The sequence below is a fragment of the Mycobacterium sp. Aquia_213 genome (assembly GCF_026625985.1).
Lineage (GTDB): Bacteria > Actinomycetota > Actinomycetes > Mycobacteriales > Mycobacteriaceae > Mycobacterium.
The window spans coordinates 2,239,194-2,254,273 of the sequence record NZ_CP113116.1; the positions used below are offsets into that span (position 1 = coordinate 2,239,194).

At 66.7% G+C, this 15,080-nt stretch carries 13 protein-coding genes; 6 read left to right on the plus strand and 7 right to left on the minus strand.

The window, feature by feature from the left end:
- The first annotated feature begins 28 nt into the window (after positions 1-28).
- The 3 genes from LMQ14_RS10475 to LMQ14_RS10485 all read left to right on the plus strand — a co-directional run bounded on the left by LMQ14_RS10475 (position 29) and on the right by LMQ14_RS10485 (position 3,566).
- The gene (locus LMQ14_RS10475) at positions 29-601 is read left to right on the plus strand and encodes a TetR/AcrR family transcriptional regulator (protein ID WP_267734671.1); all 573 of its coding nucleotides are present in this window, start codon (positions 29-31) and stop codon (positions 599-601) included.
- Positions 598-2,127 (plus strand): glycerol-3-phosphate dehydrogenase/oxidase, encoded by a 1,530-nt coding sequence (locus LMQ14_RS10480; protein WP_267734672.1) that lies wholly within the window; start codon positions 598-600, stop codon positions 2,125-2,127. The genes LMQ14_RS10475 and LMQ14_RS10480 overlap by 4 nt, the downstream gene beginning before the upstream one ends.
- A 113-nt stretch (positions 2,128-2,240) precedes the next feature.
- Positions 2,241-3,566, plus strand: coding sequence for an MFS transporter (locus LMQ14_RS10485; RefSeq protein ID WP_267735442.1), 1,326 nt, complete (start codon positions 2,241-2,243; stop codon positions 3,564-3,566).
- Between the two features lie 19 nt (positions 3,567-3,585).
- Here the strand turns inward: LMQ14_RS10485 and LMQ14_RS10490 are convergent, their stop codons facing one another.
- The 7 genes from LMQ14_RS10490 to aceE all read right to left on the minus strand — a co-directional run bounded on the left by LMQ14_RS10490 (position 3,586) and on the right by aceE (position 13,339).
- Positions 3,586-5,007, minus strand: coding sequence for an acyl-CoA carboxylase subunit beta (locus LMQ14_RS10490; RefSeq protein ID WP_267734673.1), 1,422 nt, complete (start codon positions 5,005-5,007; stop codon positions 3,586-3,588).
- A 48-nt stretch (positions 5,008-5,055) separates the two neighbouring features.
- Entirely contained in the window at positions 5,056-6,309 is a 1,254-nt protein-coding gene (kasB, locus tag LMQ14_RS10495) for a 3-oxoacyl-ACP synthase KasB (RefSeq protein ID WP_267734674.1), read from the minus strand.
- A gap of 26 nt (positions 6,310-6,335) precedes the next feature.
- On the minus strand, positions 6,336-7,586 hold the full coding sequence (gene kasA / locus LMQ14_RS10500; RefSeq protein ID WP_267734675.1) for a 3-oxoacyl-ACP synthase KasA: 1,251 nt from the start codon (positions 7,584-7,586) through the stop codon (positions 6,336-6,338).
- Positions 7,583-7,930: a meromycolate extension acyl carrier protein AcpM gene (acpM, locus tag LMQ14_RS10505; protein ID WP_267734676.1), complete on the minus strand. Its 348-nt coding sequence runs from the start codon at positions 7,928-7,930 to the stop codon at positions 7,583-7,585. Before acpM ends, kasA begins: the two co-directional genes overlap by 4 nt.
- 92 nt (positions 7,931-8,022) lie before the next feature.
- On the minus strand, positions 8,023-8,931 hold the full coding sequence (locus LMQ14_RS10510; RefSeq protein WP_267734677.1) for an ACP S-malonyltransferase: 909 nt from the start codon (positions 8,929-8,931) through the stop codon (positions 8,023-8,025).
- A gap of 140 nt (positions 8,932-9,071) precedes the next feature.
- Entirely contained in the window at positions 9,072-10,397 is a 1,326-nt protein-coding gene (locus tag LMQ14_RS10515; RefSeq protein ID WP_267734678.1) for a PucR family transcriptional regulator, read from the minus strand.
- 152 nt (positions 10,398-10,549) lie between these two features.
- Entirely contained in the window at positions 10,550-13,339 is a 2,790-nt protein-coding gene (aceE, locus tag LMQ14_RS10520; protein ID WP_267734679.1) for a pyruvate dehydrogenase (acetyl-transferring), homodimeric type, read from the minus strand.
- Between the two features lie 172 nt (positions 13,340-13,511).
- Between aceE and LMQ14_RS10525 the strand changes: the two genes are divergently transcribed.
- The 3 genes from LMQ14_RS10525 (at position 13,512) to LMQ14_RS10535 (ending at position 15,072) form a co-directional block, all read left to right on the plus strand.
- Positions 13,512-14,102, plus strand: a complete 591-nt coding sequence (locus LMQ14_RS10525) for a hypothetical protein (RefSeq protein ID WP_267734680.1) — start codon at positions 13,512-13,514, stop codon at positions 14,100-14,102.
- Positions 14,103-14,188: 86 nt separating this feature from the next.
- The gene (locus LMQ14_RS10530) at positions 14,189-14,611 is read left to right on the plus strand and encodes a DUF3052 domain-containing protein (RefSeq protein WP_036469938.1); all 423 of its coding nucleotides are present in this window, start codon (positions 14,189-14,191) and stop codon (positions 14,609-14,611) included.
- Positions 14,611-15,072, plus strand: a complete 462-nt coding sequence (locus LMQ14_RS10535; protein ID WP_267734681.1) for a peroxiredoxin — start codon at positions 14,611-14,613, stop codon at positions 15,070-15,072. Before LMQ14_RS10530 ends, LMQ14_RS10535 begins: the two co-directional genes overlap by 1 nt.
- The last annotated feature ends 8 nt before the right edge of the window (positions 15,073-15,080 follow it).

A 15,080-nucleotide genomic window follows, 5' to 3' on the forward strand; every position in this document is an offset into this window, starting at 1 on the left:
GGATGCGTCATGCGTTACAGTATTACATATGCTGTCAATCAGTAACGCAGGTTTGGATGTGGGCGAGCGGATCCTCGAGGCGGCCGCCAGCTGTGTGGTCGATTTCGGGGTAGACCGGGTGACCCTCGCCGAGATCGCCCGCCGCGCGGGCGTGAGCCGGCCGACCGTGTACCGCCGCTGGCCGGACACGCCGTCGATCGTGGCGGCGCTGCTGACCCAACGGATCACCGATGTGATGCAGGCCGCGCCGTTGCTGGGCGAAGACCGCGAATCGCTTGTGCGCCAAATTGTTTCGGTGGCCAATCTGCTGCGCCGCGACGAGCTGATCATGTCGGTGATGCACTCGCACCTGGCGCCGATCTACATCACCGAACGCCTCGGCGAAAGCCAGCAGATGCTGATCGGCGCGCTCGCCGACCGGTTGCGGGTGGCCCAGCGCCACGGCAGCGTGCGCGCGGGCGATCCGCTGCGGATGGCCACCATGGTGTTGCTGACCGCGCAGTCGACGATTCAGTCCGAGCGGATCGTGCGCCCGATCCTCGATGCCGATGCGCTGGCCACCGAACTCGCCCACTCGCTGAACGGATACCTGTCCCGATGACCGCCCTGAACGCCGCCCGCCGCACCGCCGACCTGAACGCGCTGGCCGACGGCGCACCGCTGGACGTGCTGGTGATCGGCGGCGGCATCACCGGGGCCGGGATCGCGCTGGACGCCGCGTCGCGCGGGCTGCGCGTGGCGCTGGTGGAGAAGCACGACCTGGCGTTCGGCACCAGCCGCTGGAGTTCCAAACTGGTCCACGGCGGTCTGCGCTACCTGGCGACCGGCAACGTGGGAATCGCCCGGCGCAGCGCCATCGAGCGCGGAATCCTGATGACGCACAACGCCCCTCACCTCGTGCACGCGATGCCGCAACTGGTTCCGCTGCTGCCGTCGATGAGTCACCCCAAGCGCGCGATGGTGCGCGCGGGATTCCTCGCCGGTGACGCCCTGCGGATGCTGGCGGGAACCCCGTCGTCGACGCTGCCCCGCTCGCGCCGGGTGCCCGCTCAACGGGTGGTGGAGATGGCGCCCACGGTGCGCCGCGACGGCCTCGACGGCGGCCTGCTGGCCTACGACGGGCAATTGATCGACGACGCTCGCCTGGTCACCGCGGTCGCACGCACCGCCGCGCAGCACGGCGCCCGGATCCTCACCTACGTCGCGGCATCCGAGGCCACCGGCGGCGCGGTGCGGCTGACCGATCAGCGCACGGGTCAGTCTTTCGACGTGTCCGCGGGCGCGGTGATCAACGCCGCCGGGGTATGGGCGGGCGAGATCGACCGCTCGTTGCGGCTGCGGCCCAGCCGCGGGACCCACCTGGTCTTCGATGCCAGTTCCTTCGGCAATCCGACTGCGGCACTGACGATTCCGATTCCCGGCGAGCTCAACCGTTTCGTGTTCGCGATGCCCGAACAACTGGGCCGGGTCTATCTCGGGCTCACCGACGAAGCCGCGCCCGGCCCGATTCCCGATGTGCCGGAGCCGTCTTCGGACGAAGTTGCGTTCCTGTTGGACACCGTCAACACCGCGCTGGGAATAGCGCTGGGGGCCACCGATGTGATCGGCTCCTACGCCGGCCTGCGGCCGCTGATCGACACCGGGGAGGGCCGCACCGCCGACGTGTCACGCGAGCACGCCGTGGTCGAGTCACCGTCCGGGATGATCAGCGTGATCGGCGGCAAGCTGACCGAATACCGCTTCATGGCGGAGGACGTGCTCAACCAGGCCGTCAGCCTGCGTGGGCTGCGGGCCGCGCGCTGCCGGACCCGCAATCTGCCGCTGATTGGGGCGCCGGGCAACCCCGGGCCGGTCACGGGTCCGACGGCCGGGCTGCCCGCGTCACTGGTGGCCCGTTACGGTGCCGAGTCGCCCAACGTCGTCGCGGTTGCCACCTGCGGGCGCCCGACCGAGCCGGTCGCCGAGGGCATCGACGTGACCCGGGCGGAATTCGAATACGCCGTCACGCACGAGGGCGCGCTCGACATCGACGACATCCTCGACCGCCGGACCCGAATCGGCCTGGTGCCCCGCGACCGCGAACGGGTGGTCAGCGTCGCCGAAGAGTTCCTCGCCGGGGTGGGCTAACCGGGTCTCGGGTTCGACTCGACCAAGTTGGGGTAACAAGGGTGTCGATGGACACCGATGGCGCCCAGCGCAAGTGGGCACGCGACGAGATCACGGTCACCGATCCGAGCGTGATGTCGCGGGCCATTACCGGCACCGCGATCGGCAATGTCATGGAGTGGTACGACTTCGGGGTCTACGGCTACATCGCCACCACCATCGCGCAGGTGTTTTATCCCGGCAACAGCGTGAGCGCCGTCCATCTGATTGCCACCTTCGGCACCCTGGCGGCGGCGTTTGTGGTGCGACCCATCGGTGGCATGATCTTCGGGCCGCTCGGTGACCGCATCGGTCGCAAGCGGGTGCTGGTGATCACGATCCTGATGATGACGGCCGGTACGACGATGAGCGGCCTGCTGCCCGGTTACAGCGCAATCGGCATCTGGGCGCCCATCCTGCTCGTGGTCGCCCGAGTCTTTCAGGGTTTGTCGACCGGCGGCGAATTCGTCGGCGCGATGACCTATCTCGTGGAGCAGTCACCGGATCGCAAGCGCGGCATGCTGGTCGGGTTCCTGCCGTTGGGCAATCTGATCGGCTTCGTGGTCGCCGGGTTCTTGGTGACTGGGCTGCAGGCGTGGCTGCCGCGGCACGACTGGTTGGCCTGGGGCTGGCGGGTGCCGTTGCTATTGGCCGCGCCCCTGGGTTTGATCGCGCTCTACATGCGGCTGCGCCTCGAGGAGTCACCGGCCTTCACGCAGCTGAGTCAGCATTCCGACGATGGGGACCGCCACCAGTTCCGGCGCACCGTCGTGGAGCAGTGGCGGCCGATGCTGATCTGCGCGGCCCTGGTGCTGACCTCCCAGGTCGCCGATTTCATGGTCACTGGGTATCTGCCGACCTACCTGAAAACGGTTGTGCACCTTGGGGAAAACCCGGCGCTGGTGCTGATCGTGGTGACGCTGGCCATCCTGATGGCCTCGATCGTGTTCGTCGCGAAGTTGTCCGACCGGATCGGCGTAAAGCCGATCATGCGGACGGGTTGCATCCTGCTCATCGTGGCGTCAATCCCGGCGTTTCTGCTGATGCGCCATGGCGGCGCCTATCCGGTGATCTTCCTCGGGGTGCTGCTGATCGGGCTGATGGAACTCTGCTTCGACAGCACGACACCCTCGGCGCTGCCGGCGCTGTTTCCCACCAGGGTGCGTTACGGGGCGTTGGCCATTTCCTACAACCTGTCGATCTCCACAGTCGGTGGCATCACCCCGTTGATTGCCCAAGCGCTGGTGTCGAGCACCGGCAACGACATGGTGCCGGCCTACATGCTGATGGTCGCGGGCCTGGTCGGCGTGGTGACGCTGTTGTTCACGCCGGAGGTCGCCGGCAAGCCATTGCCCGGGTCCGGTCCCGCGGTCGAGACCGAAGAGGAGGCTCGCGAATTGGCGAGCGGCTCGCGAGCCTAACCGCAGGTTCGCGCGAGGATTACAGCGGGATGTTCTTGTGGCGACCGCGACGTGCGGGTGCCTCCGCCAGTGCCTCGCAGAGCTTGCTGCGGGTGTGCGCCGGGTCGATCTTCTCGTCGACCACACCGATCTCGATGGCGCTGTCCACGCCGCCGGCGATCCGCTCGTGTTCGGCGGCCAACTCGTCGTGCAGCGCTTCGCGCTCGTCGTCCGGTGCGGCGGCCAGCTTGCGCTTGTGCAGGATGCCGACCGCGGCCTTGGCGCCCATCACGGCCACTTCTGCCTCGGGCCACGCGAACACCTTGGTCGCGTTCAGCGAGCGGGAGTTCATCGCAATGTAGGCCCCGCCGTAGATCTTTCGGGTCACCAGCGTGACGCGGGGGACGGTGCACTCGCCGAACGCGTGCAGCAGCTTCGCACCGCGGCGCACCACGCCGCCCCACTCCTGGTCGACGCCGGGCAGGTAGCCGGGCACGTCGACGATCACAACCAGCGGAATACCGAACGCGTCACACAGCCGCACGAAACGTGCTGCCTTCTCGGCGCTTTCGGAGTTCAGGCAGCCACCCAGGCGCAGCGGGTTGTTGGCCAGCACGCCGACGGTGCGGCCCGACAACCGGCCCAGCCCGACCACCATCGACGGAGCCCACTTCTCCTGGAACTCTTCGAACGGCGTGTCCTGGTCGAGGATCGCGGTGACGATCGGGTGCACGTCATAGGCCCGCCGAGACGACTCGGGCAGCAGCGCCTTGATGTCGGTGTCACCGGCCTCGGCCTTGGTGCGGTCGAAAAGTCCTTGCTGGCAGAACAATCCGACCAGCCGACGGCCGCGCGCGTAGGCGTCGAGCTCGTCGTCGGCGACAATGTGGCAGACACCCGACTTCTTGTGGTGGGTCTCCGGGCCGCCGAGCGAGGCCATGTCCACGTCCTCGCCGGTGACACTGCGCACCACGTCGGGACCGGTGACGAAGACCCGGCCCTCCGGCGCCATGATGATCACGTCGGTCAGCGCCGGCCCGTAGGCGGCACCGCCGGCGGCGAAGCCGACGACCACCGAGATCTGCGGGATATAACCCGACGCGCGGATCATCGCCTCGAAAACCGTTCCAACAGCGTGCAATGCCTTGACGCCCTCGGCCAGCCGGGCGCCGCCCGAGTGCCAGATGCCGACGATCGGGCTCTGCTCTTCGATGGCGGTGTCGTAGGCGTTGACGATGTGCTGGCATCCCTCGATGCCCATCGCGCCGCCCATCACGGTTCCGTCCGTGCAGAACGCGATGGTGCGTACACCATTCACGGTGCCGGCCGCGGACAGCACGCCCGAGCGGTCACGCTCGTGCAGCAGTGCGACGGTGCCGTCGTCGAAGAAGTTGCTCAGACGCAGCAACGGGTCTCGGGGGTCGAGCGACTCGCCGACCGCCTCGGGGGCCATGAGTGTCATCGCAGATCTCCTGTTTCCGGTGAGCTCGGGGTTCAATACCGCTGGGTTCTAATACCGTCCAAAGGTGATCGCCACGTTGTGACCGCCGAATCCGAACGAGTTGTTAATCGCGAACCGGTAGTTACCCGGCCGCGGCTTACCCGCCACCACGTCCAAATCGATTTCTGGATCGAGGTTTACCAAATTCAGTGTCGGCGGGATGACCTGCTCCCGCAACGCGAGGACCGTCAAGATCGATTCCAACGCACCGACCGCGCCGACCGAGTGGCCGAGCGCCCCCTTGGGTGCGTAGACCGCGGGGTGGTTGCTGCCCAAGGCCCGGTTGATGGCCTTACCTTCGGCAAGGTCGCCGACCTGGGTGCCGGTGGCGTGGGCGTTGACGTGGTCGATTTCGGCAGGGGTGATGCCCGCGAGCTGGATCGCCCGCGTCATCGCATGCCCGGCACGCTCCCCGTTGGGATCCGGTGCCACCATGTGGAACCCGTCCGACGTCACGCTGGCCCCCATGATCCGGGCCAGAATGTTGGCGCCGCGGGCCTTCGCGTGCTCTTCGGTCTCGATGACCATCAGCGCACCGGCCTCACCGAACACGAAACCGTTGCGGTCCTTGTCGAACGGGCGGCAAGCACCGGCGGGGTTGTCGTTGGTGGTCGACATCACGACGCGCATCGCGGCGAACGCCGCGATCGGCACCGCCTCGATCTGGGTCTCGACGCCGCCGCAGATCGCGATGTCGGCCTCACCGAGCACGATCTGCTGCCAGGCCCGGGCGATGCCTTCGCAACCGGACGCGCACGCCGAAATCGGCGTCATCACACCGGCCTTGGCATGCCGTTCCAGACCGACCGCCGCGGCGGCACCGTTGGGCATGTACTTCTGCACGCCCAGCGGGGAGACCGCTTTCATGCCGCGCTCGCGCATGCCGTCGTAACTGAAGACCAGTTCCTCGGACGAGCCGAGGCCGGTGCCGATCGACACCGCCAACCGGTTGGTGTCGACTTCCGGCGAACCGGCGTTCTCCCATACCCGGCGGCCCAAAATGGTGGACATTCTCTGCAGGTAGCCGGTGCGGCGCAGCTCGATACGCGTGAGCTGGCTGTCGAACTCCTCCACGAGATGCCCGCCGATGCGAACCGGCAGGTTGTACTCCTCAACGAACGGGTCGGTGAGGGTGCGGATCCCACTCTGGCTGTCCAGCAACAACTTCCAGGTGTTTTCCACATCGGGTGCCAAGGCGGTCGTCGCGGCGATGCCGGTGACGACCACATTGGGGAAGGCTTTCCCAGTTACGAGCTCTGTCATGGGAGTGGCGAACGTTCCTCTCGTGCTCAGTAACGCCCGAAGGCGAGGGCCACGTTGTGGCCGCCGAACCCGAATGAGTTGTTGATCGCGTATTGGAAATCGCCGGTGCGAGGTTCGCCCGCGACGACATCCAGCGCGATCTCGGGATCGGGTGTTTCGTAGTTGAGGGTTGGCGGAATGACGCCATCCCGCAGTGACAGCACCGTGAGCACCGACTCGAGCGCCCCGACTGCGCCGATAGAGTGCCCCAGCGCCGACTTGGGCGCATACACGGCGGCCTGATCGCATCCGGCGACCCGGATGGCGTTGGCCTCTGCGGTGTCGCCGATCGGCGTCGCCGTCCCGTGTGCGTTCACGTGGTCGATGTCCTTGGCGGACACGCCCGCCAGTTCCAGCGCGCGGGTCATCGCGCGACCGGCGCGCACGCCGTCCGCCGCGGGCGCCACCATGTGGAACGCGTCCGAGGTGATACCGGCACCCAACAACCGGGCTAACGGCTTGGCGCCGCGGGCCTTGGCGTGCTCTTCGGTCTCGATGAGCATCAGGGCTCCGGCCTCGCCGAAGACGAAGCCGTCGCGGTCCTTGTCGAACGGCCGCGACGCACGCTCGGGCTCGTCGTTGCGAGTCGACATGGCCCGCATCATCGAGAACGCCGCGATGGGCAGCGCCTCGATCGGACCCTCGACACCGCCGCAGACGGCGACCTCCGCGTCACCCATGACGATCTGGCGCCACGCGTGAGCGATGGCCTCGGAGCCCGACGAACACGCCGACACCGGGGTGATGACCCCGGCCCGCGCTCCGAGCTCCAGACCGACCACGGCAGCGGCGCCGTTGGGCATGATCATCTGAACGGCGAGCGGCGACACCTTGCGGGGACCGCCCTCGTTCATCAGGTCATAGCTCTCGACGATCCGCTCGGCGCCACCCAGACCGGTGCCAACGACGACGCTGAACCGGTCCGGATCGAGCTCCGGGGCGCCGGCCGACTCCCACAGCTGGCCGCAGAGATATTTGGCCAGGCGCTGGACATACGACATGCGCCGCAAGTCCAGCCTGCTCATGTGGTCATCGATCGGTTCTTTGAGGTGCCCACCGATCTTGACCTGCAGGTCCCACTTGGTGACGAAGTCGTCTTCGAGGACGCGGATGCCGCTCTCGCCGGCCAACAAGCCCTTCCACGTGCTCTCGATGTCCGGCGCGATCGATGTCGTCGCCGCGACAGCGGTTACCACAACATTGGGGTAACCGCCGTTAGCAGTGGAAGGCTTGGTCACTTGCTGTCCGCTTCCAGCCTCGCCTGGACGTTGGCAGCAGCGTCGGGGTTCTCGGCGACGAGCTTGGAGCGCAGTGCCTCGGCAGCCTCGGGGTTCTCTTCCTCGAGCTTCTGGATGTAGGAGACGACGTCACCGACGGTACGCAGACCGGCGAGGTCCTCGTCCGGGATCTTCACGCCGTACTTGTCCTCGGTCTGGACGGCAATTTCCACCATCGACAGCGAGTCGATGTCCAGGTCGTCGACGAAGGACTTCTCCGGGGTGACCTCGGAAGGCTCGATACCGGTGACCTCTTCGATGATCTCGGCGATACCGGCGATGATTTCTTCCTGGCTAACAGACACAGCCTTGATTCCCTTCGTAATGTGTTGAGTGCAAATCGGATTGATGTGCGCTTATGCGGTTGTACTGGCCTTACAAACTGGCCGAGCTGGCGTCAAATGTCGGCCAGCGCGTCCAGGTCTGCGGGCGTCTTGACGGCACGTACCGTCACCCCCCGAAGTTCTCGTTTGGCGATGCCGGCGAGGGTGCCCGCGGGCGGGAACTCCACAATCGCCTTGACATCGTGGGAAGCCAGCGTTGCGGTGCACAGGTCCCACCGCACCGGCTGGATCAGCTGAGCGACCAGCGCTTCCATCGCCGCCGCCGCCGTAGTGACCGGCTTTCCGTCGCGGTTGGACAGCAGCGTCGCAGTGGGCTCGGCGGTCGCGATGGCGGCAGCCGCGGCGGCATAGCCGTCCATCGCGGACGCCATGTACTTGGTGTGGAACGCACCGGCCACGCCGAGAGCGCGCACCCGGGCCTTGGCCGGCGGGTCTTCGGCGAGCTTTTCCAGCGCGGTCAGCGGGCCGGCGGCGACGATCTGCCCGGCCGCATTGCGGTTGGCAGGGAACAGGTCGAGCTGCTCGAGGCGGGCCAGGACTTCGGTCTCGTCCCCGCCCAGCACCGCGGACATGCCGGTCGGCTCGGCGGCACACGCCTTGGCCATCTCGGCGCCACGGGTGGCGGCCAGGGCGACGGCGTCATCGGCGCCCATCACACCGGCGATCGCGTACGCGGCGATCTCGCCGACCGAGTGGCCGGCCACGATGAAGTCTTCGCCGCCGAGCACGCCGCGCTTGGTCAGCTCCTGGTGTGCGAGCAGAGTGGCCGCGACGACCAGTGGCTGAGTGACCGCCGTGTCGGTGATCTCTTCGTTCGATGCGGTGGTGCCCAGTCGGACCAGATCGAGGCCGCTGGCCTTCGACCACAGAGTCAGCTGCTCGCTCGCCCCTGGCAATTCCAGCCACGGCGAGAGCATCCCCTCGGTCTGCGAACCCTGTCCGGGCGCAAGTAACGCAATCACGTGTCTAAGAGAACACTGTGGAAACGGTTTTGGCGGGTGTAACAGATTATGAACCTCGTCTTAGGTTTTTGTAGGTAATCCACAAAACCGCTCGACAAGCTACGTATTTGATACCTCGCCGCGATCTGTTGGCTGGATCACTATCGCACGGATGACGCCGCGGAACCCCCTCTGACCGGCAATGGAACCGCAGTTATCGCGCTGTTACCAACACTGGAGGGGTTGGTGGGGTAGTTGAGTTGGCCGACCGTCGCGGCCACTCGCAACACGTATGCGTCGCGTGGTTGGGTCGGATCGCGCCCGGTGAAGTCGGTGATGCGCTTGAGTCGATATCGCACGGTGTTTGGATGAACGAACAACTTGCGGGCGCAGGCCTCAATTGCGCCGCCGCAATCTAAGTAAGCATCAAGAGTTTCGATCAGCGTGGGCCCGGCGTCGGCCAGAGGTCCCATCACGTCGGTGTGCAACGCGACAATGGCTGAGGCGTCTCCCATTAGGGCACGCTCCGGCAGGAGCTCTCGGGCGTGTACAGGCCGCGGCGCGCCGGCCCAGCCGGCGGCGGCGTTCATCCCGGAGATGGCCTCGCTGGCGCTGTGATAGGCCGCGGTCAGCATCGGGGCGGTGGGCCCGATGACCACGGGGCCCGCAGAGAATGCGCTCAACAGATCGCCCAGAAACTTGTCGGTCGGCGACAAGTGCCCCGACACGATGGCCACCAGCCAGGTGCCGTGCACGTCGGTGAGGGCCGCCCGTCCGTGATGAGCGGCGGTGTCGCGGACGATTTGGCTGGCCCGCTCGCTGGCAATCTCGCCGTTGGTGTTGTCGCGGCTGGAGACCGGGGTGCCGACCACGACCGTCGCCGGCGCGGTGGTGTCCCAGTTCAGCGCCGCCGCGCGGGACAGCAGCTCGGGGCCGGTGTCGCCGCGCACCACCGCGTCGACGACGCTGGCCTCCATCCGGCTGTCCCAGCTGCCCCGGGCCTCGGCCGCGTCCGCGTAGGCCGACGCGAAGCTGAACGCCAGGTCCCGGCTGTATTTCAAGATGCCCACGGTCAGCGCGGTCAGCTGCTCCTCGGAGCGGGCCAGCAGCGGCACGACTTCTTCGAAGAACTCCATGGTCACCCGCACCATGTCCACGCTGTGGCGCAACGCGATCCGGCGGGTGAGCTCCTGGGGCACCAGCTCGAAGGCCTGCGCGGTGTAGCTGACGTTGCTATGTGGGTCCTGCATCCACTCGACGAAGTTCACCACGGCCGTCTGCACCACCAGCGCCACGCTGGCCCGCTGGGACGCTTCCAGTTCGGCGAAGAACGGCAATCGCTCGCCCATGGCCGTGACCGCCTCGGTCGCCAGCCGGCCGGAATACTGCTTCAGCCGCCGCAGGACCGATTCGGGGACCGTGTCCAAGGTCTCGAGTGGCGACCTCGGATGCTTGGCGAACGGGCCGGCGAAGGGGTTGTCATTCACCCCTAAAATCTACGCCCGGTTTCTGGAACTTTCCGCCAAAGCAGGCCCCGCGTCTTAGTGGTGTCTCAAGACGACGATTGTCGAGAGTGAAGTTAGTTTCACGTTCGGACACGAGCGTGAAGTTAGTTTCACGCTCGGGATTGGTCAGGCCGCTAGGACACGCCGGGGTCGGACGTCTGCTTGGGAGCGGCCTGCACGTCGTCGATCTTGTACTGACGGGCCGCCGCGACCGGCACCGACGGATCGATCTCGCCGTCGCGGGCCAGCGCCTCGAGCACCGCCACCACCTGCGACTCGGCGTCGGTGTTGAAGTACCGCCGGGCCGCCGGGCGGGTGTCGGAGAAGCCGAACCCGTCGGTGCCCAGCGTGACGTAGGTGCCGGGCACCCACGGCCGGATCTGCTCGGGCACCCCGCGCATCCAGTCCGATACGGCGATCACCGGCCCGGTGGTCCCTTCCAGCGTCTTCGTGATGTACGGGACGCCGGCCTGCTTGTCGGGATGCCGCAGCTGAGCCTGCTGGATCGCCAGCCCGTCGCGGTTCAGCTCACCCCAGCTGGTCACCGACCACACGTCGGCGGCGACGTCCCACTCGGCGGCCAGCATTTCGGCGGCCTTCACCGCCGACGGCATCGCGACGCCGGAGGCCAGGATCTGCGCGGTGTTGGTGCGTCGCTCGCTGGCCGCTTGGTAGCGGTAGATCCCGCGCAGCACGCCCTCGGGATCCAGGTTGTGCGGCTCCGGCGGTTGGACATACGGCTCGTTGTAGATGGTGATGTAGAAGTAGATGTTCTCCGGGTTGGGGCCGAACATCCGGGCCAGCCCGCTCTCGACGATGTAGGCGATTTCGTAGGCGAACGCGGGGTCGTAGGAGACCACCGCCGGGTTGGTGGCGGCCAACAGCAGCGAGTGACCGTCGGCGTGCTGCAAGCCCTCACCGGTCAGGGTGGTGCGCCCCGCGGTGGCCCCCAGCACGAACCCGCGCGCCATCTGGTCGGCCGCGGCCCAGAGGCCGTCGCCGGTGCGCTGGAACCCGAACATCGAATAGAAGATGTAGAGCGGGATCATCGGCTCGTTGTGCGTCGCGTACGACGTGCCGGCCGCGGTGAACGACGCCGTCGAGCCGGCCTCGTTGATGCCCTCGTGCAGGATCTGGCCGATTTCACTTTCCTTGTACGCCAACATCAACTCGGCGTCCACGGCCGTGTAGAGCTGGCCGAGGCGGTTGTAGATCTTCAGCGACGGGAACCACGAGTCCATGCCGAACGTGCGGGCCTCGTCGGGAATGATCGGCACGATCCGCGGGCCAATCTCCTTGTCCCGCATCACTTCTTTGAATGTGCGCACCAGCGCCATCGTGGTGGCGACCTCTTGGTGCCCCGAGCCCTTCTTCAGCGGGGCGTAGATGTCGCGGCTCGGAAGCTTGAGCACCTTGGCCTTCGTCAGGCGCTCGGGCAGGAAGCCGCCCAGCTGGCGACGCCGGTCCAGCATGTAGCGGATCTCGGGGGCGTCGGGTCCGGGGTGGTAGTAGGGCGGGAGGTAGGGGTCTTCCTCCAGCTGAGCGTCGCTGATCGGAATCCGGATGGCGTCGCGGAAATACTTAAGGTCTTCTATCGCAAGCTTTTTCATCTGATGCGTGGCATTGCGGCCCTGGAAGTGCGCGCCCAGCGAGTAGCCCTTGATCGTCTTGGCCAGGATCACCGTCGGCTGTCCCTTGTGGTCGACGGCGGCCCGGTAGGCGGCGTAGACCTTGCGGTAGTCGTGCCCACCGCGCTTGAGGTTCCAGATCTCCGAATCGGTCATCGCCTCGACGAGCGCCTTGGTGCGCGGATCGCGGCCGAAGAAGTGGTCGCGGACGTACGCGCCGTCGTTGGCCTTGTAGGTTTGGTAGTCGCCGTCGGGCGTGGTGTTCATCAGATTCACCAGCGCGCCGTCGCGGTCGGCGTGCAGCAGGGCGTCCCACTCGCGGCCCCAGACCACCTTGATGACGTTCCAGCCGGCGCCGCGGAAGAACGACTCGAGCTCCTGGATGATCTTGCCGTTGCCGCGCACCGGGCCGTCGAGGCGTTGCAGGTTGCAGTTGATGACGAACGTCAGATTGTCCAGCGCCTCGTTGGCGGCGACCTGGATCAGGCCGCGGCTTTCCGGTTCGTCCATCTCACCGTCGCCGAGGAACGCCCACACGTGCTGATCCGAGGTGTCCTTGATGCCGCGGTCGTGCAGGTAGTGGTTGAAGCGGGCCTGGTAGATGGCGTTCATCGGGCCCAGGCCCATCGACACCGTCGGGAACTCCCAGAAGTCGGGCATCAGCCGCGGGTGCGGGTAGGACGGCAGCCCGCCGCCCGGGTGGCTGTGCTCCTGCCGGAAGCCGTCGAGCCGGTCGGCGGTCAGCCGGCCTTCCAGGAACGCGCGCGCGTAAATCCCCGGGGACGCGTGGCCTTGGATGAAGATCTGATCCCCGCCGCCGGGATGCGTCTTGCCGCGGAAGAAGTGGTTGAAGCCGACCTCGTACAGCGCCGCCGACGAGGCGTACGTCGAAATGTGGCCCCCCACGCCGATTCCCGGACGCTGGGCGCGGTGCACCATGATCGCGGCGTTCCACCGGATCCAGGCCCGGAAGCGACGTTCGACGTCCTCATCGCCGGGGAACCACGGCTCCAGCTCGGTCGGGATGGTGTTGACGTAGTCGGTCGACGTGAGCGCCGGGATGGCCACCCGCTGTTCACCCGCTCGTTCCAGCAACCGCAACATCAGGTAGCGCGCCCGCGCCGGGCCCGAGCGCTCCAGCAGCGCGTCGAACGACTCCAGCCACTCCGACGTTTCCTCGGGATCGATGTCGGGCAGATATGACGCGACGCCGTCTCGGATCACCCGGACGCGATCGGGTTCGCTTCCGTTGCTTGGGGTTTTGGCCAAATCGTGGCGCGCGAACTCGGTCGTCAACTTCCGCTCCTGCTGTTGGAGGTTTCCTGCATGCGTGTTCGTCTCCCTATCGTGCCGTAAAGGCGCCTCGGGCGGGTAGCCGCAATCGGATCGCTGGCGAACTTCACCCGCCGACACGAAACCTCGGTGCGTTGAGGGCGCGGGCAATCGCCACCCGGTAACGTCAGAAACCGTGCTCACCGGATGGAAAGTCGTCCCTCGCACGCACGGGGGAGAGTTCCCCAAGCGTGGCGTGCTGGCGCTCGGCTGCATCGCCACCGCGCTGATGGGCATCGTGGGGTGTACCACCGTGACCAACGGCACGGCTGGGCCCGATACAAAGGTGGCTCCGGCCTATCGGCAGTCGGTCTCGTCGTCGGTGTCGGCCTCGATCGCGACGTCGAGCGTCCGCGAGTCCCAGCGGCAACAATCGCTGACCACCAAGGCGGTGCGCAGCTCGTGCGACTCGCTGGCCACCACCAGCAAGGACGCCATCGACAAGGTGAATGCCTATGTCGGGGCGTTCAACGGGGGCAAGGGCACCGGCCCGTTCGAAGGCCCGGCCGTCGAAGCGCTCAACAACAGCGCCTCGACGGTGAGCAACAATTTCAACGATGCGCTGTCGTCGCAGCTGAAGGATGCGTTCAACGCGTACATCGACGCGGCGCATGGGGTGGCGAACGCGATCGGCACCCACGCGGGGACCGGCGAATTCAACCGTCGGGTCGATCAACTCAACGACACCAAGACCAAGGCGCTGAAACTCTGCCTGGCGTCCTTCTGAGGCGGAGTGTGAACGAGCTTCTGGCTGTGCGACGATAATCCCCAATCGCATGGCGCGCAGGGTTGTGTTGTCGAAGGAGGTCCACGGTGGTCGCGGCGGATGACGCCTCGAACTACGCTCGCAAACTGGGCGTCCAACGAGATCAGGTTGTCCAGGAGTTTGGCTGGGACGAGGACACCGACGACGACATCCGCGCCGCGGTCGAGGAAGCCTGTGGATCGGAGCTGCTCGACGAAGACACCGACGAGGTGGTTGACGTCGTGCTGCTCTGGTGGCGAGACGGCGACGGCGACCTGGTGGACACCCTGATGGACGCCATCAGCCCGTTGGCCGAGGACGGCGTGATCTGGGTGCTGACGCCCAAGACCGGCAAGCCCGGCCATGTGCTGCCCGCCGAGATCGCCGAGGCGGCTCCGACGGCCGGCCTGATGCCGACGTCGTCGGTCAACCTGGGGGACTGGAGCGCCAGCCGGCTGGTGCAACCGAAGTCGCGCGCCGGGAAGCGGTAATGCTGACCGTCGGGACGACGGCCCCCGATTTCACTCTGCGCGACCAGAACCAGCAGCGCGTCACCCTGAGCGCCTATCGCGGCGCCAAGAACGTTCTGCTGGTGTTCTTTCCGCTGGCCTTCACCGGGATCTGCCAGGGCGAGCTGGACCTGCTGCGCGATCACCTGCCCGAATTCGAAAACGACGACAGCGTGACGCTGGCGATCTCGGTGGGTCCGCCGCCGACGCACAAGATCTGGTCCATCGAAAGCGGGTTCACGTTTCCGGTGCTGTCGGATTTCTGGCCGCACGGCGAGGTCTGCCAGGCCTATGGCGTGTTCAACGACCAGGCCGGCTATTCGAACCGCGGCACCTTCGTCGTCGACCGGTCCGGGATCATCCAGTTTGCCGAGATGAAAGAGCCCGGTGAGGCTCGCGATCAGCGATTGTGGACCGATGCGCTGGAGGCGTTGCGGGCCTGAGGGTTTCG

Coding starts and splice junctions, on each gene's coding strand:
- LMQ14_RS10475 (WP_267734671.1), top strand. CDS start 29: ATGCTGTCAATCAGTAACGCAGGTTTGGATGTGGGCGAGCGGATCCTC.
- LMQ14_RS10480 (WP_267734672.1), top strand. CDS start 598: ATGACCGCCCTGAACGCCGCCCGCCGCACCGCCGACCTGAACGCGCTG.
- LMQ14_RS10485 (WP_267735442.1), top strand. CDS start 2,241: ATGTCGCGGGCCATTACCGGCACCGCGATCGGCAATGTCATGGAGTGG.
- LMQ14_RS10490 (WP_267734673.1), bottom strand. CDS start 5,007: ATGACACTCATGGCCCCCGAGGCGGTCGGCGAGTCGCTCGACCCCCGA.
- kasB (WP_267734674.1), bottom strand. CDS start 6,309: ATGACAGAGCTCGTAACTGGGAAAGCCTTCCCCAATGTGGTCGTCACC.
- LMQ14_RS10535 (WP_267734681.1), top strand. CDS start 14,611: ATGCTGACCGTCGGGACGACGGCCCCCGATTTCACTCTGCGCGACCAG.